This window comes from Brevibacterium sediminis (genome assembly GCF_013623905.1).
Classification (GTDB): domain Bacteria; phylum Actinomycetota; class Actinomycetes; order Actinomycetales; family Brevibacteriaceae; genus Brevibacterium; species Brevibacterium sediminis.
This window is the reverse complement of sequence record NZ_JABKDD010000004.1, coordinates 253,997-277,309: the sequence shown is the minus strand read 5'-3', so window position 1 is coordinate 277,309 and position 23,313 is coordinate 253,997. Positions and strand designations below refer to the sequence as shown.

20 protein-coding genes are annotated in these 23,313 nt (G+C 65.9%); 8 read left to right on the top strand and 12 right to left on the bottom strand.

Annotated elements, in window-relative coordinates:
* From HK108_RS08875 to HK108_RS08860, 4 genes are all read right to left on the bottom strand, one after another.
* Positions 1–1,308: an MFS transporter gene (locus tag HK108_RS08875; RefSeq protein ID WP_181271216.1), complete on the bottom strand. Its 1,308-nt coding sequence runs from the start codon at positions 1,306–1,308 to the stop codon at positions 1–3.
* Positions 1,305–1,955 (bottom strand): TetR/AcrR family transcriptional regulator, encoded by a 651-nt coding sequence (locus HK108_RS08870; RefSeq protein WP_181271215.1) that lies wholly within the window; start codon positions 1,953–1,955, stop codon positions 1,305–1,307. The genes HK108_RS08875 and HK108_RS08870 overlap by 4 nt, the downstream gene beginning before the upstream one ends.
* Positions 1,956–2,037: 82 nt before the next feature.
* Positions 2,038–2,556, bottom strand: a complete 519-nt coding sequence (locus HK108_RS08865; protein WP_181271214.1) for a DinB family protein — start codon at positions 2,554–2,556, stop codon at positions 2,038–2,040.
* Complete coding sequence (locus HK108_RS08860) at positions 2,553–3,017, bottom strand: DUF488 domain-containing protein (protein WP_181271213.1); 465 nt, start codon at positions 3,015–3,017, stop codon at positions 2,553–2,555. Before HK108_RS08860 ends, HK108_RS08865 begins: the two co-directional genes overlap by 4 nt.
* A 186-nt stretch (positions 3,018–3,203) precedes the next feature.
* Here HK108_RS08860 and HK108_RS08855 point away from each other — a divergent pair, with 186 nt between their 5' ends.
* Positions 3,204–4,475, top strand: coding sequence for a Dyp-type peroxidase (locus HK108_RS08855; RefSeq protein ID WP_181271212.1), 1,272 nt, complete (start codon positions 3,204–3,206; stop codon positions 4,473–4,475).
* Entirely contained in the window at positions 4,472–5,272 is an 801-nt protein-coding gene (locus HK108_RS08850; protein WP_181271211.1) for a family 1 encapsulin nanocompartment shell protein, read from the top strand. Before HK108_RS08855 ends, HK108_RS08850 begins: the two co-directional genes overlap by 4 nt.
* Before the next feature lie 205 nt (positions 5,273–5,477).
* Here HK108_RS08850 and HK108_RS08845 read toward each other — a convergent pair whose 3' ends face one another.
* The 5 genes from HK108_RS08845 to HK108_RS08825 form a co-directional block, all read right to left on the bottom strand.
* Entirely contained in the window at positions 5,478–6,113 is a 636-nt protein-coding gene (locus HK108_RS08845; protein WP_181271210.1) for a TetR/AcrR family transcriptional regulator, read from the bottom strand.
* A complete protein-coding gene (locus tag HK108_RS08840; protein ID WP_181271209.1) occupies positions 6,103–7,797 on the bottom strand; it encodes an AMP-binding protein in 1,695 nt (564 codons plus the stop codon). The genes HK108_RS08845 and HK108_RS08840 overlap by 11 nt, the downstream gene beginning before the upstream one ends.
* Positions 7,798–7,891: 94 nt before the next feature.
* The gene (locus HK108_RS08835; RefSeq protein WP_181271208.1) at positions 7,892–8,656 is read right to left on the bottom strand and encodes an SDR family NAD(P)-dependent oxidoreductase; all 765 of its coding nucleotides are present in this window, start codon (positions 8,654–8,656) and stop codon (positions 7,892–7,894) included.
* A gap of 121 nt (positions 8,657–8,777) precedes the next feature.
* Positions 8,778–9,923 carry an acyl-CoA dehydrogenase family protein gene (locus tag HK108_RS08830; protein WP_181271207.1) on the bottom strand — a complete coding sequence of 382 codons (1,146 nt, stop codon included), beginning with the start codon at positions 9,921–9,923 and terminating at the stop codon, positions 8,778–8,780.
* Positions 9,924–9,985: 62 nt separating this feature from the next.
* Entirely contained in the window at positions 9,986–10,819 is an 834-nt protein-coding gene (locus HK108_RS08825; RefSeq protein WP_181271206.1) for an enoyl-CoA hydratase-related protein, read from the bottom strand.
* A gap of 226 nt (positions 10,820–11,045) precedes the next feature.
* Between HK108_RS08825 and HK108_RS08820 the strand changes: the two genes are divergently transcribed.
* A complete protein-coding gene (locus tag HK108_RS08820) occupies positions 11,046–11,684 on the top strand; it encodes a hypothetical protein (RefSeq protein ID WP_229664018.1) in 639 nt (212 codons plus the stop codon).
* 225 nt (positions 11,685–11,909) lie between these two features.
* On the opposite strand, the gene HK108_RS08815 is transcribed toward HK108_RS08820, so the two are convergent.
* Positions 11,910–15,236, bottom strand: coding sequence for a S41 family peptidase (locus HK108_RS08815; protein WP_229664019.1), 3,327 nt, complete (start codon positions 15,234–15,236; stop codon positions 11,910–11,912).
* 87 nt (positions 15,237–15,323) lie between these two features.
* On the opposite strand from HK108_RS08815, the gene argS reads away from it, so the two are divergent.
* Both argS and HK108_RS08805 read left to right on the top strand, forming a co-directional pair.
* Complete coding sequence (gene argS, locus HK108_RS08810) at positions 15,324–17,063, top strand: arginine--tRNA ligase (protein WP_181271204.1); 1,740 nt, start codon at positions 15,324–15,326, stop codon at positions 17,061–17,063.
* Positions 17,060–18,346 (top strand): MFS transporter, encoded by a 1,287-nt coding sequence (locus HK108_RS08805; protein WP_308423771.1) that lies wholly within the window; start codon positions 17,060–17,062, stop codon positions 18,344–18,346. Before argS ends, HK108_RS08805 begins: the two co-directional genes overlap by 4 nt.
* A gap of 204 nt (positions 18,347–18,550) precedes the next feature.
* Here HK108_RS08805 and HK108_RS08800 read toward each other — a convergent pair whose 3' ends face one another.
* Positions 18,551–19,291, bottom strand: a complete 741-nt coding sequence (locus tag HK108_RS08800) for a hypothetical protein (RefSeq protein ID WP_229664020.1) — start codon at positions 19,289–19,291, stop codon at positions 18,551–18,553.
* Positions 19,292–19,466: 175 nt separating this feature from the next.
* Between HK108_RS08800 and HK108_RS08795 the strand changes: the two genes are divergently transcribed.
* Both HK108_RS08795 and HK108_RS08790 read left to right on the top strand, forming a co-directional pair.
* Positions 19,467–20,009 (top strand): peptidylprolyl isomerase, encoded by a 543-nt coding sequence (locus tag HK108_RS08795; RefSeq protein ID WP_139467639.1) that lies wholly within the window; start codon positions 19,467–19,469, stop codon positions 20,007–20,009.
* 38 nt (positions 20,010–20,047) lie between these two features.
* Positions 20,048–20,749 (top strand): rhomboid family intramembrane serine protease, encoded by a 702-nt coding sequence (locus tag HK108_RS08790; RefSeq protein WP_181271203.1) that lies wholly within the window; start codon positions 20,048–20,050, stop codon positions 20,747–20,749.
* Positions 20,750–21,180: 431 nt separating this feature from the next.
* Here the strand turns inward: HK108_RS08790 and HK108_RS08785 are convergent, their stop codons facing one another.
* On the bottom strand, positions 21,181–21,903 hold the full coding sequence (locus HK108_RS08785) for a cell division protein CrgA (RefSeq protein WP_181271202.1): 723 nt from the start codon (positions 21,901–21,903) through the stop codon (positions 21,181–21,183).
* A gap of 264 nt (positions 21,904–22,167) precedes the next feature.
* Here HK108_RS08785 and HK108_RS08780 point away from each other — a divergent pair, with 264 nt between their 5' ends.
* Positions 22,168–23,313, top strand: coding sequence for a class E sortase (locus HK108_RS08780; RefSeq protein ID WP_229664021.1), 1,146 nt, complete (start codon positions 22,168–22,170; stop codon positions 23,311–23,313).

Here is a 23,313-nt window from a genome sequence, read left to right as displayed (position 1 = left end):
CTAGCAGGCCGCCTCGGCGAGGGTGGGCTCGGATCGCCCTGCCCACGTCCGTTCGACGCGGATCGCCACGGCCACTACGGCGAGTGCAGCGAGCGCGAGGACGATGGCGGCGACGACCGTGGCGGGGAAGCCGAGCCCGGCTGCGATGACCCAGGCGCCGACGGCCGGGCCGAGCGCATTGCCGACGTTGAAGGCCGAAGTGTTGACGCTGGCGGCCAGGGTCGGTGCCTGAGTCGCGATCTGGAAGACGCGGGCATTGAGCGCCCCGGCGATGGAGAAACCGCTGGCGCCGACGAGGACGATCATGATGACGGCAAGGATTGCGTTGTCCGCGACCAGCCACAGGGCGCCGAGGCTGAGAGTCAGTGCCGTGAGGCTGCCAACGATATTGCCGAAGATGTCCCTATCGGCCAAGCGCCCGCCGACGACGACACCGATGAAGGCACCGACGCCGAAGGCCGCGAGGACTGCGGGAACGAGGTCCGCGGACAGTCCGGCCACCTGAGTGAGCAGCGGCGAGAAGTAGGAGAAGGACGCGAACACCGAAGCCTGGAACAGCGCCGTCGTGCCCAGGGCCAACCAGATTCGGGGTCCCTTGAACGCGGCGATCTCGGCGCGGAGCAGAGTGCGCAGGCCGGGAGCCGCCTCGGCGGGAGTGGGTGATTCTGCTTCGTCTGGGTCGGTGGACTTCGCTGAGTCGGCAGGCTTCGCTGGGTCGGTGGGCTTCGCGTCCGACCGGGTGGTCACGGCGATGAGAACTGCGGCCAGTGCAGTGACGAGGGCGACCGCCCAGAAGGTCGACCGCCACCCGAACTGGGTGCCGATCCATGTTCCCATCGGCACTCCGACGAGGTTGGCTACTGTGAGTCCGCCGACGAGACTGGCGAGTGCACGGCCCTGTACGGCGGCGGGAGCGATGGCTGAGGTGTGGACGGCGGCGACGGCCCAGAACCCGCCGCAGGCGAAGGCAGACAGCACCCTTGAGGCCATGAGCAGTCCGTAGCTCGGTGACAGCGCTGCAAGGATGTGGAGGGAGGAGAAGCCGATGATCATGACGATCATCGTCGCCCGCCTGGGCAGGGTCAGCGTCAGCAGGGTCATGGCCGGTGCCCCGACGATCATGCCGACGGCGAAACCGGTGATGAGCAGGCCCGCCTGCGGGATCGTCACGCTCAAGTCAGCGCTCAAGGGTTCGAGGATTCCGGCGATCATGAACTCGCTAGTGCCGAGGCAGAAGATCACGGCGGCCAACAGATAGACCTGACCAGGCACCCGAGGCCTGAGGGAAAGCGGTGTCGAAGTGGTCATGGGGTGGGGCTGCCTTTCGTCGAGGCACCTGGGGCACCTTCGGTCTCGAGGGTGGCCCTGCCGGCCGGAGTGCACAGTCCTGCGACGAAGGCTCGGGCTTGGGCGAGGACGTCCTCTGTGGTCATGACGCGGGCGGCGATGCGCAGGCCGGCGAGCACGCTGTGGATGAGTGGGGCATGGATCCGGGGGTCGATGTCAGCGAGGATATGGCCCGCGGTCTGACCGCGCTCGATGATGCCTGAGTAGGTGTCGAGCCACGCGTTGCGGTCGGGGTCGAGGATCGAGCACACAACATCGACTTCGCGGCCGAGCTCGGCGGCCGTGTTCGCCGACAGGCACCCGGTCCGGTTCTCGTCGTCGCACTGCTTCTTCAGCTCGCCGCGGAGGCGGTGCATGAGCAGGACGGGAGCGGGCTCGAGGCTGCGCTCGAGTTCCTCTCTGAGCGGGATGCTCGTGGCCGTATAGTCACGCAGGGCGCGGAGGAAGACGGCGTCGAGGCTGTCGAAGGTGTTGTAGAAGCTCGAGCGGCCGATGTTCGCGCGTTCGCAGACCAGTCCGACATCGGTTCCCGCATAGCCGTGCTCGCTGAACACGGCGATGGCGGCATCGATGACCGACTGCTCGTCGAAACTCTTCTTCCTGCCCACGTGACGAGACTAAAGCATTTTGGACAAACGTGTCCAATAATTTCGGATCGGCTGCCCCGACCCCCCCGTGTCGGTCGTGTTTTCAGGCCCCGACGTCGCCGAGGTGGTGCCGGACTTCGTGGAGTCCGTAGAGCGTGAGTGAGGCGACGGTGAAGGCGTGACCGTCGGAGCGGAAGCCGCGACGTTCCCATTCCTCCCCGCTGACCTGGGACAGGAGGCCGGCATAGGACTCGGCGGCCGCGCGGAGGGCGGGGGCCACCTCGGCGGGATCGGCGTGGGCGTAATCGGATTCGAGAGCGACCGCATCGCCATCGAAGTTGTCCAAGGTCGGGTCGGACTCGGCCAGCATGCGCTCGGTGCGGCGGCGGAATTCGTCGAGGACATCGCGCATATGGGCGGCGTATTCGACGTCCGACCATCGGTTCGGACTGCGCCGTTCGGTGGCGTCGGCACTGGTCAGGACCGTCTGCCAGGTGGCGGCCGCCTCGGCGAGGGTGGTCGGGACGCCGGTCGGATCTTCATGGCCGGTGAAGCCGCATTCGGAGCAGCCGCCGACGAGGACATCGGTCCAGTCGCGGGCGTCAGGGGTGATCTCGCTCATTCGCCGTCCTTACTGCTCGACTTCTTGCTTCCGGACTTGGTGGTTCCGGTTGTCTTGCCGCTCGATTTCGTGCCACTCGTCTTCTTGCCGTCATTGAGGATCTCGGCGAGCATGGTGGCCTGGCTGATGTCGTCGCGCTTGGCCGCGGTGAGCAGGGTGAGAGTCCCCCTCTGCGCGAGCCCACGCAGCTCCTCGAGGGCCTGCTCGGCATCATCGCTCTTCAGTTCCTCGCGGAAGCGGCGAGCGAACTCGTCGAACTTCTCCGGATCGTGGGAGTACCACTTGCGCAGCTCGGTCGAGGGCGCGACGTCCTTGACCCAGTCGTCGAGTTCGGCCTTGTCCTTGCTCACCCCGCGCGGCCAGACTCGGTCGACGAGGATCCGGGTCCCATCGGACTTCTGTGCTTCGTCGTAGATGCGGCGGACCTGGACCACGTGTGTGGAGCTCTTCTTCTCGGACATCGGCTGACGCTCCTTTCGCTCGCTTCCCTTCGAGTCTACGACGCGGATACAGCGGCAGTGCCCCGTCGACCTTCGGCGCTGGCACCGTGGCCAATCGCGCCTGGTGAAGCGGAGACTCCGAGACGCAGGTCACCTTGGTGTCCCGAGGTGCACCGCGCCGAATCCGCGAGCGGAGGAGATGATGCAGTGACCGTCTGGCAGCAGGCATTCCCCGATGGGAAGAGTCCGCAACGGGTGCTGGTTCCGCCGTCGCCGTCTGCGATCTTCCTCGTCCTCACTGTCCGCCCCGGATTCGAGAGCAGAGCCAAGGACTTCCTGTCCGAGATCGCAGGGCTGACACGAACCGTCGGCTTCCGCTCCCGCGAAGCCGACCTCAGCTGTGTCACGGGTATCGGCGCCGACCTCTGGGACCGGATGTTCACCGCGCCCCGCCCCCGGGGTCTCCACCCGTTCATCGAACAGCGCGGAGACGTCCACACGGCGCCGTCCACCCCAGGTGACCTGCTGTTCCACATCCGCGCTCGCCGCATCGACATGTGCTTCGAACTCGCCCGACTCATCGGCGATGCTTTGCAGGGTGCCGTCGACGTCGCCGACGAAGTCCACGGCTTCCGTTATTTCGACGAACGCGACATCCTCGGCTTCGTCGACGGCACCGAGAATCCCGAGGATCAGGGTGCCGTCGACGCCGTGTTGCGCCACCCGGATGACGTCGCTGAGGATTCCGTTTTGGATTCCGGCCCGGGTTCCGTCCTGGATTCCGCCGAGGCGGGACCCGATGTCGCTGCCGCCGTTGCCGGAGATTCCGGGCCAGGATCCGTTCCCGGCGATGGCTCCCCGGGCTATCCGGGCAGCACCTTTGTGATCGTTCAGAAGTACACACACGACATGTCCGCCTGGGACGCACTCAGCGTCGAGGAGCAGGAAGCGGCCTTCGGGAGGCACAAACTCTCCGACGTCGAATTCGCCGAGGAGGACAAGGCCCCGAACTCGCACCTCGTGCTCAACTCGATCGAGCACGAGGACGGCAACGACCGGGAGATCGTGCGCGACAATATGGTCTTCGGATCCGTCGGATCAGGGGAATACGGCACCTATTTCATCGCCTATGCCGCGGACGTGACGACGACCGAGCAGATGCTTGAGAACATGTTCATCGGAGATCCGGTGGGCACCTACGACCGGATCCTCGACTTCTCGACCGCGCTGACCGGCGGGCTGTTCTTCGTCCCGTCCCAGGATTTCCTCGACGATCCCGACGGGGAGCTCGCCGAGGCGGGACTCGGGATCGGTGGAGCCGCCTCGGCGAAGGTCGACGGATCGGACAGCGACGGCGAATCGGACGATGATTCGTTCGCTGATGTCCCGACAGACAGCGATGACCCGACAGACGCAGACCCCTCAGCACCCACGGACGGCAGCCTGGGAATCGGCAGCCTGAATAGGAGACGACAGTGAACAATCTCTATCGCGAACTCGCCCCCATCACCGGCCCGGCCTGGGCGGAGATCGAGGAAGAGGCTCGGCGCACCTTCAAGCGCAATATCGCCGGTCGGCGCATCGTCGACGTCGAAGGGCCGACCGGCTTCGAGACCTCCTCGGTGACCACGGGGCATATCAAGGATGTGCAGTCGTATTCGTCGAGTCTGCACATTCGACAGCGCATCGTGCAGGAATTCGTCGAACTGCGCGCCCCCTTCACGGTCACGCGTGAGGCCATCGACGATGTTGCGCGCGGCTCCGGCGATTCAGACTGGCAGCCGATCAAGGACGCGGCGACGACGATCGCCCTGGCCGAGGACCGAGCTATCCTCCACGGACTCGACTCCGCAGGCATCGGCGGCATCGTCCCGAACTCGTCGAACGCGGCCGTGACCCTGCCCGATGCGGTCGAGGACTATGCGGACGCGGTGGCGCAGGCGCTGTCCGGTCTGCGCACGGCCGGTGTCGACGGGCCCTACAGCCTGCTGCTGTCGGAGGCCGAATACACGAAGGTCTCCGAGTCGACCGACCACGGTTTCCCGATCCGCGATCACCTCTCGCGCCAGCTCGGTGCCGGGGAGATCGTCTGGGCGCCGGCGCTCGAAGGTGCCCTGCTCGTGTCCACCCGCGGTGGTGACTACGAACTCCACCTCGGCCAGGACCTGTCGATCGGCTACAGCGGCCACGACAGTGAGACAGTCGACCTGTACCTGCAGGAGACCTTCGGCTTCCTCGCGCTCACCGACGAATCGAGCGTCCCCCTGCACCCCTGAGCCCGGCTCGGTGAACTGCTGCGCCTGCGGAGTCGCGGCGCAGCCCCCAGGTCGCGCTGCACAGCAGAGGGCCGCAGTTGCCTAGGCATCGGGTTCTGTCCCCTGAATCATCGGGTTCTGTACGGTTGCACATCGAGTTCTGATCCAGTCATCGAGTTATATTGCGATCACTGGATCAGAAGTCGATGACTCCCCACGAGGTGGCCTAGCGGCGGGCAGCCTCGCTGAGGTTGCTCAGCACAAGCGTGCGCACCTGCCGGTCGATATAGGTCTCCAGGTCGAGCCCGATCCGCTGGAAGTACCAGTACTTGAGCGCCCACATATGGGCGATCGACATGAGGTCGTGCCCGAGCACCTGAGCATCGACACCACGCAGGTCGCCTGCTTCGACGGCGGCGGTGACGACGTCGACGAGGGGCTGGAGGGTCTCGAGCTCCTGGTCCTGGATCGACTTCAGTCCGTCCTTCGACAGTGCCCTGGAGACCTGATAGGTGAGCACGACCGCATGTCTCTGTTCACCGACGATGCGGCAGAACTCCGTGAACGCGGCGATGACCTTGTCCACGGGTTCGGCCGCCTCGGCGATGGCGGAAGGGACACGGAGACGGAACTCCTCGAGGACGCGGGTGATCGCGGCGAGCACGATCTGCTCCTTGTCCGAGAAGTACTTGTACAGCAGTCCGACACTGACCCCGCCGGACCTCGCGATCGCCTGCATGGACACCGAATGAGTGCCCTTCTCCTGCATCAGACGCACGGCGGCGTCGACGATCTGCCGCTCTCGGAATTCCGCGCGGGCACCGCGGACGATCGCGTTGAGGTCTTCGGATTCAGCTGACATGCTCGGCGGCGACTTCCTCTCTGAGCTTGAACTTCTGAATCTTACCGCTTGGCGTGCGAGGGAACTCGTCGAGGCACTGCAGGGCCTCGGGCCAGTACTGCTTGGCCACTCCCTTCGCGTCGAAGAACTCCTGCAGCTCGTCCATCGTCAGGCTGTGGCCCTCGTTGAGGGTCACGACTGCGCACGCGATCTCCTGCAGCCGGGGATGCGGCACCGCGACGACTGCGACCTGGGAGACCGCGGGATGTTCGTAGAGAACGTTCTCGATATAGGCCACCGGGATGTTCTCGCCGCCGCGGATGATGATGTCCTTCGACCGCCCCGCGATCCGGATGAAGCCTTCGGCATCCATTTCGGCGAGGTCTCCGGTATCGAGCCAAACGCCTGCGAAGGCGTCTGCCGTCTGCTCCGGTTCATCGAGGTAGCCGACGAACAGGAATGGGCCCGTGACCTGGATTCTTCCTTCGACGCCCGCGGGCACGGGTTCCCCGAGGGGATCGACGATGCGGACCTTCATCGAGCCCAGTGCTCGTCCGTCGGTGCTCGTGACCTTCTCCTCCGAATCGCCCGGCGCCGTCATCGTCACCAGCCCGCATTCCGTCTGTCCCCAGCCGCCGAAGACGTTGAGCTCCGGAAGCAGCGTGCGCGCCTCATTGACCATGACGCGTGGAATCGGGGCGCCCATGCAGCAGAAGTGCTTGAGGGAGGACAGGTCGTGCTGCGTCGACTTCGCCACCTCGAGCAGATCGTGGAGGAACGGAGTGGCCCCCGATGTGTGCTGGATTCCGTGCTCGGCGACGAGTCGGGCGAACTCCTCGCCGTTCCACACGTCCTGGAACACGCCCGAACCGCCGATGAGCAGAGGCAGACACACTCCGTACATGTAGCCGGTGAGATGGCCGAAGGTCGAGGCCATGTGGATGACCGAATCCTCGTCCAGGCCCAGGTGATCCGGCCACGGCAGCGAGGCCGCTAGCACGTTGTTGTGCGTGTGCATCACACCCTTGGGATTGCCCGTCGTCCCCGAGGTGAAGAGGATGAGTCCGACATCATTGGGGTCCGGGCGCCGGCCGTCCCAAGCGATGGATTCGATCGCCGAGGCGGCCGACCGTGAACCGTCCGAGCTTGAGTCGCGTTCCCCTCGAGCCAGGAAATCCGTCCACCTCTCGAAGCCGTCCCGACCGTCGAAGGTCGCCTCGCCAGGGGTGTCGAGGACGATCGTGTGCTGCAGCTCCGGCAGGCTCGGACGCAGTCGGTCGACCATATCGGGATAGTCGAACTTTCGGAAGCGATTGGGCACGAAGAGCACCGAGACCGACGCCTTCTTCGCCATATGCCCGATCTCGCGGTCCCGATAGATCGGGATGAGGCCGTTGGTCACAGCGCCGGCCTTGATCGCACCGAGGTGGATGACCAGCCATTCATACCAGTTCGGCAGCTGCACACCCACCACGTCGCCGGGTTCGACCCCGAGGTCGACGAGCGCCTGGGCACAGGTGTCGACATCCGAGCTGAGCTCGGCATAGGTGTGGGCACCGTAGGGATCGCGGGTGACGACCGCGTCAGGTCGTTGTGCACTCCAGTGCTCGAGGTGGTCGAGGAGGGTCTGGTTCTTCCAGTCCCCGGATGAGGTGAATTCCTCGATGAGGGAGTCGGTCAGGGTGGTCTCGAATCGGGTGGGCATAGCAGGGCTCCTTTGCTCTGGTGTCGTACCTGTGACTCGGGTGGAGCTGGTGGTCGTGCTGACAACTGTCGCCGCCGGGCGACGGTTGTGATGCTCAGGCCATCGTCAGTCCGCCGGAGACGGACAGAGTCTGGCCGGTGACATAGGCGGAATCGGGACGGGCGAAGAAGGCCACGACGTTCGCGAGGTCCTCGGGACGGGCGAGCCGGCGCATCGGAATCGCCTTCTCCAGTGCGGTTCGCAGCTTCGGATTGTCCGCGGAGATCTCGGCGAACAGCGGCGTGTCGGCCGGTCCGGGGCACACGCAGTTCGCGGTGATCCCGTGTCGGGCGACCTCGCGGGCGAAGGTCTTCGTGAACGAGATGATCCCGCCCTTGGCCGCCGAGTACACGGCTTCCCCGCTCGACCCGACCCGGCCGGCGTCCGAGCCGATGCTGATGACGGATCCCGATCCGGCTGCGATCATGTGCTCGGCCGCCGACTGCGTGCAGTTGAGCGTGCCGAGGAGGTTGATCGCGATGACCCGCTGCCAGGTCGCCGGCGTCGACTCCATGAACGGTTCGACCTTGTCCCAGCCGGCATTGTTGACGAGGACGTCGATGCGTCCGAAGCGCTCGACCACCTCGGCGATCATGGCGTCCACGGCCGCACGGTCGGTGACATCGGCGGCGAGCCCGATCGAATCATGCCCCAACGCCGAGGCGGTGTTCGCGGCCGTCTGTGCGTCGAGGTCGGCGACGACGACGGTGGCGCCGTCGGCGGCGAGGCGGGTCGCGATTCCCTTGCCGATTCCGGAGGCGGCACCGGTGACGATGATGATGCGATCGGTCAGAGGTGCGGTCTGAGTGGGTGCTGACATGGTGGTGTCCTTCCAGTCGTGTGTCTGATGCTGCGTCGTCAGGTGGGTGTGTTCGCTCCGGTCGACCGGTGTTCGCTCCGGTCGGCCCGTGTTCGTCCCGGTCGGCCGGTGTTCCACCCGGTCAGGGGGCGTATTCGCGACCGGCGGAGTTGCGGGCGATGATGAGCTTCATGATCTGGGCGGTGCCGTCGCCGATCTGCATGCCGAGCACGTCGCGCAGTCGTTTCTCGACGTCCCGGTCCTGTTTGTAGCCGTTCTGTCCGTGCAGAAGCAGGCACTGATGGACCGCATGGTAGGCCTCGAGCGGGGCCCACCACTTGCACATGGCAGCCTGAGAGGTGTGCGGGTGGCCCTCGTCGCCGAGGCGCAGAGTGTCCAGGCATAGCAGTCGGGCCGCCGCCATCTTCGTCTCCGCCTCGGCCAGGGGGAAGGAGACCCCTTGGAACTTCGACAGCGGCTGATCGAAGGCCTCACGTCCCTTGGCGTAGGCCCAGGCATCCTCGATCGCGCGCGTCGCAGTCCCCGTGCACTGCAGTCCGATGAGAGCTCGGGAGAAGTCGAATCCCTGCATGACCTGGGTGAATGCTCCACCGACCTCGCCGAGGAGGTGGTCGGCGGGCACACGGACATCGGTGAAGTCCACGCTGCCGCGAGCGACGGCCGCCTGACCCATGTCGATGATGGGGTTCCGGGTGACTCCGGGGGCGTCGAGGTCGACGAGGAACGCCGAGATGCCCTTTCCGCGCCCCGCCTCGGGGTCGGTGCGGGCGAAGATCACCGTTGCCGTCGAGGTCATGGCCAGCGACATCGACTTCGTGCCGTTGACGATCCAGTCGTCGCCGTCCCGTCGGGCCGTGGTCGAGGGGTTTCCGGCGTCCGAACCAGCCTCGGGTTCGGAGAGTCCGATGGCCACCGTTTCGTCACCGGTTGTGATGAGGCGGCAGTAGTGGGCGGCCACCTCGGTGCTGGCATTGCGGGCGATGACCTGTCCGATGAGGGATCCGACGACCTGGATATAGGCGACGGTGAGGTCTCCACGGGCGATGGCCTCGGTGACGAGACCCGCGGTGACCTTGGTCAGTCCGGTCCCGCCGAGGTGGGTCGGCAGTTCGGGGGCGATGAGACCGGCACGGCCCATCTCTCGGGTGATATCGGCACCGATGCGGCCGGCGGCTTCGCGTTCGCGGGCCTCGCTGATGAGCCGCTCCTCGAATCCGGCCGCCGCATCGAGCAGGGTCTGGGTATCGGGGGTGAGAGTCGTGTCCACGGGAATCCTCTGTGCTGTCAGGGTCTGTGCAGGTGGGATCTGTGCCGGCGAGGCGCCGGGGGTCAGTACGCGCCGTCGAAGCGGCTGAAGTCCGGATCGCGCTTCTCCGCGAAGGCGGCCGCTCCTTCGTGTGATTCCGGGGAGTGCGCGTAGAGGTCGAGGGCGCTCATGGCGAGGTTCGTGAAGCCGGTCTGCATCTCGGAATCGGCGTTGAATGACTGCTTGAGGAAGCGCAGCGCCGTCGGTGCCTTGAGACCGAGGGCCCGGGCGCGTTCCTTGGCGCGGGGCATGAGTTCGTCGGCGTCGACCACTTCGGTGGCCAGGCCCCAGGATTCGGCCTTCTGTGCGTCGATGAGTTCGCAGAAGTACCACATCTCACGGGCGCGCTTCTCACCGATGACCCGGGCGAGGAAAGCCGAACCGTAGCCGGCGTCGAAGGATCCGACCTTGGGGCCGGCCTGGCCGAAGCGCGCGTGTGCGGCCGCGATCGTGATGTCGCAGAGGGTGGTGAGCACGTTTCCGCCGCCGATGGCGACACCGTTGACCGCGGAGATCACCGGTTTCGGCACCGAGCGGATGACCTTGTGGAGTTCGGAGATGCGGAACATGCCGTAGCGGCTGGGGCCGTAGTCGCCGGTCTGCGCCTTCTGTTTGACGTCGCCGCCGGCGCAGAAGGACTTCTGCCCGGAACCGGTGAGGATGATCGAACGGACGCGGTTGTCGCCCCAGGCGAGAGTGAAGGCTTCGATGAGTTCGTCGACGGTCTGCGACCGGAACGAATTGAAGGAATCGGGCCGGTTGATCGTGATGACCGCGAAGGTCTCTTCCACCACGTAGAGGATGTCGTCGAAATCCGTGGCTGCGGTCTGCTGAGTCGGGCTGGTGGATGTTGGCATCGTTGCCTCCTCGAACGAAAAATGAATCTATGTTCACACCTAGTGAACATCAGTTCATGAACGAGGTCAAGAGTCGCGGTGCCGGAAGATTCTTGTGAGTTCGCCGAGTTTCGTCCGTCCGCATCGGAGCGACGGTGCACTGGTGGAAGAATGTTGCCGGCAAGGGTGCCGACAGAATGCACTGCTCAGGTGTCGGCCGATCCGAACTCCCGGCAATGGGTCGGGAGTGACTGACGATGACGACGAGAGACGGACGACGATGACCGCAGAAGCACCCGACCCGGACCACAAGACAGGACTCAGCACCCGGCGGACAGCGGACGGTGCGGAGATCGGGGCGCTCATCGGCGCTGGTTTCGGGCTGCTGTTCCTCATCATCAACACCGGCCAGTTCTCGACCCTGGGGCGCACACTCGTTATCGCGGTCGGCGTCATCGTCTTCGCCGGCATCGCGGTCCTCGCGGTTCGCGGACTGCTGCGGAACCGTGGTGGAGGCGGCCGCCTCGGCGAATCGGGGACCCGTGGTCGTCGGGAACCGCCGTTCGGTCGCGCCTACTGGATCATCGTGCTCATCGAGGCGGTTCTCCTGTTCGCCGGAGCCCGACTGCTCACGAGCCTCGGCCATCCGGAGCTCGGAGTGGCGTGGGTGGCCGTGGTCGTCGGCACTCATTTCTATGCGCTCGGCCGCGTGTTCGGGCTCGACCGCTTCCACGTGCTCGCCACCGTCGTGACCCTCTGCGGAATCGGCGGGTTCATCGCCTTCTTCGCGGCGGCTCCGGCGTTCATCCCGGTCATCAGCGGCGTCATCTCGGGATTCGTGCTGCTCGCCTTCGCCGTGTGGGCCCTGACCCCGACCGAGCGGTAGAGCCGGCACGCATCGAGTTTCGTTCGGTTCGTCATCGGGTTCTGATCCAGTCATCGAGTTTTCTCCCGATGACTGGATCAAAAGTCGATGAAGCTGCACGAGGTGGCTGGGCCCGTGACCACACTGCGTTCCAGCCATCAGGACGCGAACTGATGGCTGGAACGCAGTGCGGTCGTCGGCAGGTGGCGGGGCCAAGCCCTACCGGCAGGTGGAGGGGTTGGTGGGTCAGTCCTCGGCGGGGGCTTCGGGGACCCCGGCGCCGTCCTTCTTCAGCGGCTGCACGCGCGGGGGTGGGAACTCCGGAGCCTGGGCGGCGGGATGGGCTTGCAGCCCGGCGAACACCTCGGCGATGGCGCGGTCGAGCTGCGGATCGTCGGCGGCGAAGAGCTGACCGGGATCGTGCTCGACCTCGATATCGGGGTCGACTCCATAGTTCTCCACACTCCAGCCCTTGCCCTCGATCCAGAAGGCATAGCGCGGCTGCGTCACTCCGGTGCCATCGACGAGATCGTAGCGACCGTCGATGCCGACGACTCCGCCCCACGTGCGCACGCCGATCACTGGGCCGATGCCCTTGGCCTGCACGCGCGCGTTGATGATGTCGCCGTCGGAGCCGGAGAACTCATTGGCCACGAACACCACCGGGCCGCGCGGAGCATCCTCGGGGTCCCGGTCCATCTGGTCATAGCTGCGAGCCGCACCCCAGGCAACCACCTGATCGGCGAAGCGTTCGGCCACCAGAGCACTCGTGTGCCCGCCTCGGTTGAACCGCACATCGGCGATGACGCCCTCGCAGCCCATGGCCTGCCGCAGATCCCGGTGCATCTGCGCCCACCCGTAGGAGGTCATGTCCGGGACATGCACATAGCCGATGCGGCCGGATGACTTCTCGGCCACATACTCCCGGCGGGAGCGCACCCAATCCTGATAGCGCAGCTTCTCCTCGGTGGGCAGTGGAATCACGGCGACCGCGCGGTCCTTGCGACCGCGGCGCAGAGTCAGCTCGACGATCGTGTCCGCGGCCCCCTGCAGATGAGCGGCGGGACCGGCCGCCTCGTCGACGGGCTGACCATTGACAGCAACGATGACATCGCCGGGCTGCGCTCCGACTCCGGCCTGGCGCAGCGGCGACCTCGCCCCCGGTTCACTGCTCTCACCGGGAAGGATGCGAGAGATCGTCCAACCCTCAGCGCTCCGCTCAAGATCCGCACCGAGGAATCCGAGCTTCATCGACCCATCGCCGAGCCCAGAAGGCGGGCTGACATAGGCGTGGGAGGTGTTGAGCTCGCCCACGGTTTCCCACAGCACGTCGACGAGGTCGTCATGAGTCAGCGCCTTGGCGGCCACAGCACGCCAGCGCAGCGTCACCGACTCCCAATCGACCCCGTTCATGTCCTCGCGCCAATAGTGATCGCGCATGATCCGGGAGTTCTCCTCGAACATCTGCAGCCATTCGGCCCGGCGGTCGAGCTCGAATCGCAGACGCGAGAGATCGACGGAGATGTTGTCATCATCGTCGGCCTCGACTTTCCGGTTCGCCGGGACCACGCTGATCGCACCGTCGCTGCGCACGACGAGCAGCTTGCCGTCTCCGGAGATCTCATACTCGTCGGCCTTGTCGACGACGGTGCTGACCTTCCGCTTGGCGAAGTCGAAGTACTGGACCACCTCGGCGGGTTTCTCACCGGCATCTCCGGCCCGTCCGGTGCCGAGCTCACCGGCTTCGACGTCGCCGGTGCGCAGCCAGACGAGTCCTCCCTCAGCGGATTCGAGATCCCGGAAGACCCCCGAGGCGACCGGGAACGGCACGATGCGCTCTTCAGCTCCCTCGAGCTCGACCTCGACGGTGGCGGCGGGTTTGTCCCCGCGACCGCGCTCGGACTTCGCCTCCTCGGTGACCTCGCTGATCGCCCATCCGCCGGCGCTCGGTCCGAAGGGCGCAGGTTCATCGGCGGCCAAGGGCAGCAGCCACGGTCGGGTGACGCCGTTGAACGACAGATCGAAGGAATGCTGGTTGTACGAGGGATCGAAGGTGCGATCAGAGAGGAAAGCGACGAACTTCCCATCACGGGTGAACGTCGGCGAGAAGTCATTGAACTTGCCCGTCGTCAGCGGCTGGGCCTCGCGATCCGATTTCACCTCGGCGATCATCAGCTGCGCGAGCAGCTCCTCACCCTGCGTCGGCTGCGACCACACGAGGTACTTCCCATCGGGTGAGAACCGCGGATCGCGCGCCTCGCCGTGTCCCGAATGCCCGACCAGACGCGTCCGACCATTGCCCACATCGACGGTCCGGATCGACCCGTCGTGGGAGATCGTGGCGAGCATCTTCCCCGCCGGATCCGCCTTCAGGTGCAGGACCCGTCCCAGGGCTCCGGCCCCGATTCGCCGAGGCGGCTTGTCCCCGGTCACGGACGCGACCTCGATCGCGTCCTCCCCTTCGACGTCGGTGATGTACGTGGCAAACCCGGTGTCACCGAGGACGAGAGGTTCGCGGGTGCGGATCGACGAATCCGCGCACAGCGCCCGGGCCGGGCCCTCGCGGTGGGCGAGCCAGAAGGTCTTGCCCCGCCATTCCACCACCGAGGCATTGCCTTCTCTGTCGGGGCTGATGTGGTTGAGCCCGGTCTTCGGGTCGAGACTGAGCGGCTGCACCTGAGTCCCCGGCAGAGTCACCGCGAGAGTGCGGACCTCGGCGTCGAGGCTGTCGAGGATCCTGATCTCCCCACGGGAGTGCCAGACGATGCGGGTGCCGTCGGTCGTGGCGTCACGGACATAGCCCTCGGCCTCGGACTGGTGCGTGAGCTGCCGTGGTTCGACCGAGTCATCACCCGAACTCGCCGAGGTGGCCAGTCCGTCGATGATCCACAGGTTCGCCTGTTCATCGGCATGGTGAGGGAAGGTCGCGGCCCGGTCCGAGGTGAACACGAGCGAATCGCCGACCCACAGCGGGTCGGTCAGAGAGGCCTCGTCCTCGCGCAGCAGCCGCTGCCACCGGGCCCCGGATCCATCTCCGATGCCGGCAGCGTTCGTACTGCCGACTCGATCGAGCCACAGCCTCGGCGCAGTCCCACCCCGGTAGCGCTTCCAGTGCGCGGGCGGACGGGAGAACGGCGTCGACAGAGCGGTCACTCCCGTGTGGTGCCGGGCCAGACCCGAGGCACGACCGAACGACAGCCGATCGACCTCGCCGTCGAGGCTCACGGACTTCACGACATGGTTGCGGACCTCGAACTCCCCGGCATTCGCGCCGACGAGGACATGGGCGGCATCGGCCCACCCGAGCATCGTCATCGCGCTCGACCCCAACCAGGTGAGCCGACGCAGGGACCCGGTGGCCACCTCGGCGACCATGAGCTCCGCCTGGCCGGTGCGGAACGATACGAACGCGACGTGCGCTGCGTCGGGTGAGATCCTCGGTGACCGGACCGGCGCATGATCGGAGGTCAGCCGCCAGGCGCGGCCGCCGGCGGAGGGAACGAGCCAGACATCGTCGTCGGCGGTGAAGGTGATGAGATCGGACTGGATATGGGGATAGCGAAGATAAGTCACGTGACCCACATTACAAGCTCGACAGTGCGGCGACCGCGGGCCGGAACCGATGCCCAGGCAACTTGCACCCGGCAATAGAATGGGCACATGCCATCTCTGACTTCTGTGCTCACGGACCGTTTCGCCGCCGCCCTCACCCAGGCCTTCGGTGAGGACTTCGCCGGACGTGACCCCGTCATCCGCAGCAGCCAGTTCGCAGACTTCCAGGCCAATGTGGCCCTGCCGCTGGCCAAGGAGCTGAAGTCGAAGCCGCGCGATATCGCCGCACAGATCGTCGAGAACCTCGACCTCGAGGGCGTGTGCGAGGCACCGGAGATCTCCGGACCCGGGTTCATCAACCTCACCTTCACCCCGGAGTTCCTCGCCTCCACCCTCGAAGCGGGGGGCGCCGCAGCGGCACCGGAAAACGATGCCCCGCAGACCGTGGCCATCGACTACTCGGCCCCGAATGTGGCCAAGGAGATGCACGTCGGGCACCTGCGGACCACCGTCGTCGGCGACGCCCTGGCCCGCACCCACGAGTTCCTCGGCAACACGGTCATCCGCCAGAACCACATCGGCGACTGGGGTACCCCCTTCGGCATGCTCATCGAGCACCTCCTCGATGTGGGAGTCGACTCCGACGAGGCCTCCGAAGTGTCCGAGAACCCGAACGCCTTCTACCAGGCGGCCCGGGCGAAGTTCGACTCCGATGAAGCCTTCGCCACACGCTCCCGGTCCCGCGTCGTCAAACTCCAGGGCGGCGACGAAGAGACCCTGGGCCTGTGGACGACGCTCGTCGGCTACTCCCGCGAGTACTTCAACCGCATCTACTCCCTCCTCGACGTCACCCTCACCGACGCCGACCTCGCCGGAGAGTCCACCTACAACGACATGCTCGCCGAGGTCTGCGACGAGCTCGAGGCGAAGGGCCTGGCCACGATCTCCGATGGAGCGCTGTGCGTGTTCCCTGAAGGCTTCACCGGTCGTGAGGGCGAACCCCTGCCGCTCATCATCCGCAAGTCCGACGGCGGCTACGGCTACGCCACGACCGACCTCGCGGCCGTCCGCAACCGGGCGATCAACCTCGGTGTGAACCGGGCGCTCTACGTCGTCGGCACCCCGCAGGCCATGCACTTCGAAATGGTCTTCACCGTCGCCCGCGCGGCCGGCTGGCTGCCGGAGACCTTCAGCCCCGAACACGTGAAGATCGGCAATGTGCTCGGATCCGACGGCAAGATCCTGCGCACCCGTTCCGGTGCCCCGCTGCGCCTGGCCGAACTCCTCGAAGAGGCCGTGACCCGGGCGAAGACGACTCTGGCAGAATCACACGTGGACTTCGGCCCCGAGGAGGCCGATGAGGTTGCGCGCATCGTCGGCATCGGTGCGGTCAAGTACGCCGACCTCTCCGTCGCCCACGACACCTCGTACACCTTCGACCTCGACCGAATGCTCGCCCCCATCGGCAACACCGCCCCGTACCTTCAGTACGCCGGTGCCCGCATCCGTTCGATCGGACGCAGGGCCGAGGCCGAAGGCGTCAATGCCTCCCAGGTCGCGAACGCTGCGATCAGTCTCGGAGAGACGGCCGAGCGTGAGCTGGCCCTGTCGATCCTCGGCTTCGCCGATGTGGTCACCGAGGTGGCCGCCGGGTCGACGCCCCACCGCCTGTGCACCTACCTGTTCGATCTCGCCCAGGCCTTCACCTCGTTCTACGAGCAGTGCCCGGTGCTCATCGCCGAGACCGAAGAGCTGCGCGACTCCCGTCTGCGGCTCTCGGCGATCGTGCTCGAGGTCCTCCAGGCCGGTCTCGGGGTGCTCGGCATCCGCGTTCCCGAGCGGATGTGAGTTCACCTCACCTGCCCTCCGCGAAGAGGATGCTGCCCTGGATCGTTCTGGGCATCGTCATCCTCGCCCTCAACCTGCGCACCCCGATCATCGCGCCGACGGCGATCCTGCCCGACATCCAGGAGGGCACGAGATTCAGCGCGGCCGGACTCGGTCTGCTCACCGGACTGCCGGTTCTGCTGTTTGCGCTGGCCACGCCGCTGGCGGGGAAGTTCATCACCCGCCTCGGGGCCGAAGCCACGGTTCTCGCCTGTCTGTCCGGTGTCCTGCTGGGCACAGTTCTGCGGTCGGTCGGCCCTCCCTGGCTCGTGCTCGTGGGCACCGGCATCATCGGGCTCGCGATCACCCTGGGCAATATCGTCGTGCCCGTCATCATCCGTCGCGAGGTCCCGTGGGAACAGGTGTCGATGGTCACCGGCCTGTACTCGGCGATGATGAACGTCGGGTCGATGGCCACCCTCATCGGCACGGGCCCACTGGCCGCGGCGTTCGGTTGGCGGTGGGCCCTGGCCGCCTGGGGCGTTCTCGCCCTGGCCGGGCTCGGTTTCTGGATGGTGCTCATCCGCGTGCGCGTGCGCCGCGAGGGGGAGGCCGCCCGCGCTGCCGCGGAGGCCGTCGATTCCACTGACCCTTCCCTCGCCGAGGCGGCCGCCCCCGCTGCGAAGCAGTCGTGGGCCGAGGCTCCCGCCTCCTTCCGAGTGATCATCGCCCTGCTCATCATCACGTTCTCCGGGCAGTCGACTGCCTACTACGTGACGACGACCTGGCTGCCGAGCTACCTCGGCGACACGATCGGGCTCGCCCCGACCGCCGCCGGAGGCACGGCGTCCCTGTTCCAGATCGCGGCGATCCTCGGCGCCTTCGGAGTGCCGCTGTTGGCCGTGAAGACGAAGCCGTGGGTGCCCGTGGCGATCGTCGCAGTCCTCTGGCTGTCGCTGCCCGTGGGTCTGCTGGCAGCACCCGGTTCGTACTGGCTGTGGGCGACCACCGGCGGCATCGCCCAGGGCGGCGGGTTCACCGCGATCTTCTCGATCATCGCCCGCACCGCCGGCAGCGACGCCCAGACCGCGTCAGCATCGGCGCGCGTGCAGTTCGGCGGCTACCTCGCAGCGACCTTGGCTCCGCCGTTCGCCGGTTGGCTCAACACCGCGACCGGCGGGTGGACGGCACCGCTGCTGCTCATCCTCACCGCAACCCTCGCATTCACGATCACCGGTCTCGTGGCCGCCCGCCGTGCCGGAGGCTTCCCCCGCGGTGGGCGCGAGGTCCTCGACCCCGAATAGGCTTGCCCTCCCTAATTACTACCTGACGGCGGCCCAGCAACCTCGCGCCAGGTTGCTGGGCCGCCGTCAGGTAGCAATAAGGAGTCGGCGCGCACAGAAACACCGAGGCGGCCCACCGTAACGGTGGGCCGCCTCGGTGACGGTCATGCGAATCCGTGGATTCGCCTGGTGACTGAACAGCGTCACTGATCAGTCGTCAGTGACTCAGTGCTTGGCGTCGGAGCCTTCGGCAGGCTTGACGGCCGGCTTCGGTGCGGGGACCTCGTCCGCGGCCTCAGCCTTGGTCGAGGGCACAGCGGTCTGCGAGACCTCGGTGGCCGCGGCCTGGCGCGAAGCCGGGGTCGAACCGACCGGACGGGCATCGGCGGGACGGTTGTTCGGCAGCGGGGTCGACCAGGGATCCTCGACCGGCTGGGCCTTCTTCCACACGTAGTAGCCGATTCCGGCGGCCGAACCGATGACGAGGGTCCACACAAGTGCGGCCTTTCCGCCACCGGACTTGCGGGCGGTGTCCTTCTCGATGCGCTTGCCGGCGTTGGCGAGAGCCTTGCGTGCCTTCTTCATGGCCTTCTTGTCACCGGTGAGGCGGACAGCCAGGTCATCGATGAGCTTCGGGGTCTCGGCAGCGGACAGCGAAGTCGCGGCGTTCGATGCGAACTTGCCGGCGCGTTCGGTGGCTTCGGGGCGGTAGGACTCGAGCTTGTCGGCCCAGTCGTGGACCCGATCATTGGCCTTGTCGGCGAGAGCTTCGACCTGCGGACGCGCCTTCTCAGCGAACTCTTCGGCCTTGCCGGCCAGCGCCTCGACCTGGGGGCGAGCCTTGTCTGCGGCCTCACGCAGCTTAGGGGCCGCGTTCTCGCTGGCATCTGCCAGGACTCGGAGCGACGTCTGCTTCGCGGAATCGAGCTTCGAAGTGAGCTGATCTCGAGTGGGCTTCTTCGACATAAACAGTTCCCAATCCTTAGATGTCGGTGGTCAGGTGATCATTGACCAGTCTACGGCCTAGGGGCAACCCTGTGGACAGCGGATGTCATCGAATTGTCTGCGGATCGCCTGACAGGTTGGGCAATGGACCTGGTGCGAAACTGCATTCGCCGCCTCGGCGTGGAAGAATGAAGGCATGACTACAGCTTCGACACATACCGCAGTCCTGCACACCAACCACGGTGACATCACCATCAACCTCTTCGGCAATCATGCTCCGAAGACCGTGGCCAACTTCGTCGAACTCGCCCAGGGTGAGCGTGAGTTCACCGATCCCTCGACCGGCGAGCCGACCAAGCGCCCGTTCTTCGACGGACTCGGCTTCCACCGCATCATCTCGAACTTCATGATCCAGGGCGGCTGCCCGCTGGGCACCGGCACCGGCGGACCCGGCTACACCTTCGACGACGAGATCCACCCCGAACTGCAGTTCGACCGCAAGTACCTGCTGGCCATGGCCAATGCCGGCAAGCAGATGGGACGCGGCACCAACGGCTCGCAGTTCTTCATCACCACCGCCGAGACCCCTTGGCTCAACGGCAAGCACACCATCTTCGGGGAGGTTGCCGATGAAGCCTCGCAGCGGGTCGTCGACGAGATCGAGGGTGTGCGCACCGCTGCGATGGACAAGCCGGTCGAGCCGGTCGTCATCGAGAAGGTTGACGTCACCGCGAAGTGAGTCACTGTCCGTAGAGGACCACTGAGTACCATGGTGTGATGGACACACCTGAGGAGGGCTCGGCACGGGAAACCGGCCGGGCCCTCTCTGCATCCCCGCCGCTGATCACCCGCATACTCCTCATCGTCACCATCGTGGCGTTCCTCGCGGAGCTCATTCCCGGCCTCGACCTGCTGCGCCGACTGAGCTTCGTTCCCGCACTCACGATCGAACAGCCGTGGCGGGTGCTCACGGTCGCCCTCGTCCACGAGGAGCCCTCACCGTTCCATCTGCTGGCGAACATGATCGGACTGTTCTTCTTCGGATCCTTCGTCGAGCGGGCGCTGGGGCATTGGAAGTTCCTGGCCGTCTACATCATCGGCACTGCGGGTGGTTCGGCCATGGTGCTCCTGCTGGCCGATCCCCTCGGCGTCGATTGGGTGACGCATCATATCGGTGCTTCGGGTGCGGTGTTCGCGATCGTCGGTGTCCTCTTGGCCCCGACCCGTCGGCTCGACCGGAACATCGCCGGGGTGCTCGTGTTCGTGGCGCTCAACTTCGGCTATGGATTCCTCGTCGCGGGCGTGTCCTGGGAGTCCCACCTCGGCGGTCTGCTCACCGGGTTCGTGCTCGGGTGTGCGGGGCTGCTCGGGCCACAGCGCTCACGGACGCTCGTGTTCACGTCGACCGCGGTCGGTCTGGTGGTGCTCCTGGCGGCCGGCGGAGCGTGGAAGCTGGCCGGCCTCTCAGCCCTGCCCTGAGCTAGGAGCTCGAATTCCGAACTCGGCTGAGGCCCTGGACTCAGTCGCAGAGTGCGACGTTTTCGTCTGCTGGGCGAAGTCGCACAGGCGCTATCAGGCTTTTACCAGACAAAAGCCGTTTTGTGTGCACTCTGCAGTGGAAAATTCTTTGTCCACAAGCTCTATCCACAACGTGGATAACTTACACCTGTGTGTTTAGCCTGGTCAGAGGCTTAAATTAAGTTTTCCACAAGCGACGCACCCGGCTTGGGTATAACTCGGCGCTTGTGGATTGTCGATGCCGGGGCGCCGTTGCCGGTGCGAGCGGGGCGCCGCTGCTGGTGCGAGCGTGGACCGGTGAATGCAGATTGTCTGGTCGATCCGCGGTGATTCCGAGCTCAGAATCACCGCGGATCGACCAGACAATCGTCAGCGATTGCGGCCGGGGTCGGCTACCGCCAGCGTGTGGACATGATCAGACCCGCCACGAAGAAGGCGAAGCCGATGAGGATGTTCCAGTTGCCCCACGCTTCGACGGGGAGAGCGCCCTGGGTGATGTAGAAGGTGACGAGCCAGATCAGACCGATGAGCAGGAGGCCGATGAGGACCGGCAGGAACCAGCTCGGGTTCGGTTTGATGGTCTGCTGGCCCGAGGTCGAGGTGTAGCTCGCCGTCTTGCGACCCTGGGGGCGCTTGGCGGGATTGCCCGACCGGGCCGTGCGCTTGGCGGCCGCACCTTTCGAGCCGGTTGTCTTGGAGGCCGATGATTTGGAATCAGAGGCCTTCGATCCTGAGGTCTTGGAGTCCGAGGTCTTCGACGACTTCGCATCCTTGGCCGACTTCGCATCCTTGGCCGAGTCGGACTTCGTGGCCGACTTCTCGTCCGTCGACGCCTTGTCCTTCTTCCCGGCGGCCGCGGTCGCTGAGTCCTTCGCGGAAGCCTTCTCGGAGTCCTCTGCGTCCTCATCCGAGGAATCGTCCTTCAGGTCATCCGCAGCAGACTCCGTCGCATCCGACTCGGTGTCGGCAGCTTCGGCGACATCGGTGTCGAGCGATTCGGTCTCGAGTTCCTCGATCTCGGTCGCTTCGACCGTTTCTGCGGATTCGGCCTGCTTCGCCTTGGCCGCCGACGAAGTGCGAGAAGTGCGCTGGGGGCGTCCTTTGGACTTGGCCACAAGTACTCCTTTGTCGGCCGACCGTCGTTGGGGTCGCCGAATGAATGGTTGGGGACGATCGCAGACCAGTCTACTCGGGGCGGGGGTCACAGTGAAAAACTCCGACTACCCTGAAAGCGCCCCGAGCGCGCCCCGGACGATGATTCTCATAGGATAAAGTGCATAGGGGTGTCCCCGCCTGTCTTCTTCGACGGCCCCCGACAATGCAGTGACAGTCACGGAGCAGAAGTGGTGAATAGTTCCTCCTCGGGTAACGAGCCGGGCGTGAATCCGCCCTCGCGACCCACTATCCGTCCTGCTCAGAGACGGCAGGCTCCATCTGACTACGGTGACCAGCAGCTCGGTCACTCCGCCGATCAGTCTGCAGGTGGTTCCGGTGCCGGCGGCGATCAGCCGCTGCCCAGCCGACGCGAGCTGCGACGCAGGGAAGCCGAAGCCGCTGCGGCCCAGGGCGAACCGACCGCCGTCTACTCCGACGCCCCGCCCGTCTACGAACAGCCCCATTCGACGCACGCTCAGGCCACCCAGGCCATGCCCGCGGTCCCGCAGGGTCACGGTGGACCGCAGACGCATGGCCACCTCGGCGAAGATCAACACCAACCTCAGGCCGCACCTCAACCGCAGGGCCGGCCTCAGACCCGCCGTCAGCGGCGACGTCAGCCCGTGGAGAAGGAACCGCTCGGTCCGATCCGCGGGACCGTGCGCACCTTCGGCGAACTGTGCATCACGGCCGGTCTCGTCCTCATCCTCTTCGTCGTCTGGCAGCTGTGGTGGACGGACATCCAGGCCAACCGCGACAACGAAGTGCTCGCCGACGAACTCACTCAGGACTGGGCGAACCAGGATCCGAACGAGCTGCCCGATGACCCGGACGAGCCCGTGGTCTCCGATCCCGTGGGCAAGAACGAGGCCTTCGGCATCTTCTACATCCCGCGCTTCGGCGACGACTACTACCGCACCGTCGCCGAGGGCGTCGATCTCGAACCCGTGCTCAACCGGATGGGCGTGGGCCGCTACCCGAACTCGGCGATGCCGGGCGAAGTCGGGAACTTCTCCATCGCCGGCCACCGCGTGACCTACGGCAAGCCGCTCAACCAGATCGCGAACCTGCGCCCGGGCGATGAGATCATCGTCCAGACGAAGGACGGCTTCTACACCTACACCTTCCGCAACTTCGACATCATCCTCCCCGACGCCGTCGAAGTGCTCTCGCCCGTGCCCGACGCACCCGACTTCAAGGGCAAGGACCGGATCCTGACGATGACGGCCTGCAACCCGATGTTCTCCGCCCGGGAACGCTACGTCGCCTACGCCGAACTCACGGACTGGACGCCGGCCAGCGACGGAGCACCGGACAACATCAAGGACTCGAAGGCCTATGACAAGGTCAGCAAGAACGGCGGTGCCTGA

Coding starts and splice junctions, on each gene's coding strand:
- HK108_RS08875 (WP_181271216.1), bottom strand. CDS start 1,308: ATGACCACTTCGACACCGCTTTCCCTCAGGCCTCGGGTGCCTGGTCAG.
- HK108_RS08865 (WP_181271214.1), bottom strand. CDS start 2,556: ATGAGCGAGATCACCCCTGACGCCCGCGACTGGACCGATGTCCTCGTC.
- HK108_RS08860 (WP_181271213.1), bottom strand. CDS start 3,017: ATGTCCGAGAAGAAGAGCTCCACACACGTGGTCCAGGTCCGCCGCATC.
- HK108_RS08845 (WP_181271210.1), bottom strand. CDS start 6,113: ATGTCAGCTGAATCCGAAGACCTCAACGCGATCGTCCGCGGTGCCCGC.
- HK108_RS08840 (WP_181271209.1), bottom strand. CDS start 7,797: ATGCCCACCCGATTCGAGACCACCCTGACCGACTCCCTCATCGAGGAA.
- HK108_RS08835 (WP_181271208.1), bottom strand. CDS start 8,656: ATGTCAGCACCCACTCAGACCGCACCTCTGACCGATCGCATCATCATC.
- HK108_RS08825 (WP_181271206.1), bottom strand. CDS start 10,819: ATGCCAACATCCACCAGCCCGACTCAGCAGACCGCAGCCACGGATTTC.
- argS (WP_181271204.1), top strand. CDS start 15,324: ATGCCATCTCTGACTTCTGTGCTCACGGACCGTTTCGCCGCCGCCCTC.
- HK108_RS08800 (WP_229664020.1), bottom strand. CDS start 19,291: ATGTCGAAGAAGCCCACTCGAGATCAGCTCACTTCGAAGCTCGATTCC.
- HK108_RS08795 (WP_139467639.1), top strand. CDS start 19,467: ATGACTACAGCTTCGACACATACCGCAGTCCTGCACACCAACCACGGT.
- HK108_RS08790 (WP_181271203.1), top strand. CDS start 20,048: ATGGACACACCTGAGGAGGGCTCGGCACGGGAAACCGGCCGGGCCCTC.